Source organism: Enterobacter sp. 22466 (genome assembly GCF_052044775.1).
GTDB lineage: Bacteria > Pseudomonadota > Gammaproteobacteria > Enterobacterales > Enterobacteriaceae > Enterobacter > Enterobacter dissolvens.
Map to the genome: position 1 here is coordinate 1 of NZ_JBQENX010000031.1, position 1,956 is coordinate 1,956.

Consider the following 1,956-nt stretch of genomic DNA (forward strand, 5'->3'; position numbering starts at 1 on the left):
TGTCAACAACGGGTAAAAAGTGATCCACTAACCGTCACCACCAACGGTTTAATATTGATCCACCTTGTTTACTCAGGATTAGCTTCCGCTATAACCCCGGCCTTTCGTTTCTGCTTCAGTCGATAGCTCTCTCCTTTTATCTGGACTACGTGTGAGTGATGTAAGATACGGTCCAGCATCGCCGATGTCAGGGCTGCATCCCCGGCGAACGTCTGATCCCACTGCCCGAACGGCAGGTTGGAGGTCAGGATCATCGCGCTCTTCTCGTAACGTTTGGCGATGACCTGGAAGAACAGCTTGGCTTCCTCCTGACTGAACGGCAGATAGCCTATTTCATCGATGATGAGCAGTTTCGGGGCCATGACACCGCGATTGAGTGTCGTTTTGTAACGGCCCTGCCGTTGTGAAGTGGACAGCTGTAGCAGCAGGTCCGCTGCTGTTGTGAAGCGAACCTTGATACCCGCCCGGACTGCTTCGTATCCCATCGCTATCGCCAGATGCGTTTTTCCCACGCCCGATGGCCCCAGCAGTACGATGTTTTCGTTACGCTCGATGAAGCTCAGGGATCGCAGCGACTGGATTTGCTTCTGAGGAGCGCCGGTGGCGAAGGTGAAGTCGTACTCCTCGAACGTCTTCACCGCCGGGAAGGCTGCCATCCGCGTGTACATCGCCTGTTTTCGCTGGTGCCGGGCCAGTTTCTCCTCATGTAACAGGTGCTCCAGGAAGTCCATGTAGCTCCATTCCTGCTCCACCGCCTGTTGTGACAGAGCCGGTGCTGCGCCGATAAGACTGTCCAGCTGGAGCTGTTCAGCAAGCACCATCAGCCGTTGATGTTGTAGTTCGACCATCATGCGGCTCCTCTGCAGAAGGTGTCATAGATGGAGAGCGGATGATGTAACGGCTGCCTGTCGAAGGTCACCAGGCTTTCATCGACCTGCACGTCATACTGTTTTTTCTCCGGCGGCAGAGCCAGCATGGATTGCTGTTCCTCCACCCAGCGATCACAGGGGCGAGTCTGGATAGTTTCGTGCTTCCGTTGGTTTGCCACATCGTACAGCCAGCGCAGGCCGTAACGGTTTGCGGTCTCAACATCGACGGTGATCCCCATCGGACGCAGGCGCGTCATTAACGGGATGTAGAAGCTGTTACGGGTGTACTGCACCATCCGCTCCACCTTGCCTTTAGTCTGCGCCCTGAAGGGACGGCACAGACGGGGAGAGAAGCCCATCTCTTTGCCGAACTGCCACAGTGAAGGATGGAACCGGTGCTGCCCGGTCTGGTAAGCATCACGCTGCAGCACCACCGTTTTCATATTGTCGTACAGGACTTCCTGCGGTACACCGCCGAAGAAGCTGAACGCATTGCGGTGACAGGCTTCCAGGGTGTCGTAGCGCATGTTGTCAGTGAACTCGATGTAAAGCATTCTGCTGTATCCCAGAACAGCGACGAACACATGCAGGGGGGACTTGCCGTTTCGCATGGTCCCCCAGTCAACCTGCATCTGCCGTCCGGGCTCGGTTTCGAAGCGAACGACCGGTACTGCCTGTGCTGGCAGGGTCTGTTTGCGGATGAACTCTCTCAGGATAGTCAGCCCTCCACGATAGCCCAGCTCCATGATTTCCCTGGCAATAACGGTCGCCGGGATTTTGTAGGGATGCGCATCGCTGATCCGCTTAGAGATGTAATCACGGTATTCATCGAGCAGTGATGATGGTGCCGGGCGTGGTGAATACTGCGGCTTTTCAGATTTGGCTTTCAGGTGGCTGCGGACAGTATTGCGCGAAATACCCAGTTCCCTGGCAATGGCCCGGATACTCATTCCCCGCTTGTGCAGGACTTTAATTTCCATACGAATCTCAAAAGTGATCATAAGCTCCCCTGTATTCAGAGGAGCAGATTAACCCCTGGATCAATTTTCAACCGCTGGGGTGGATCAGTTTTGCACCGTTGGTAACA

The 1,956-nt window shown here is 55.1% G+C and carries 2 protein-coding genes; both read right to left on the reverse strand.

Features of this window, described 5'->3' with window-relative positions; translation table 11 throughout:
- Nucleotides 1–68: 68 nt before the first annotated feature.
- The gene (istB, locus tag ACTJJI_RS26135; RefSeq protein WP_032736786.1) at nucleotides 69–851 is read right to left on the reverse strand and encodes an IS21-like element ISSen3 family helper ATPase IstB; all 783 of its coding nucleotides are present in this window, start codon (nucleotides 849–851) and stop codon (nucleotides 69–71) included.
- Nucleotides 848–1,870, reverse strand: a complete 1,023-nt coding sequence (gene istA / locus ACTJJI_RS26140) for an IS21-like element ISSen3 family transposase (protein WP_407191497.1) — start codon at nucleotides 1,868–1,870, stop codon at nucleotides 848–850. Before istA ends, istB begins: the two co-directional genes overlap by 4 nt.
- Between the last annotated feature and the right edge of the window lie 86 nt (nucleotides 1,871–1,956).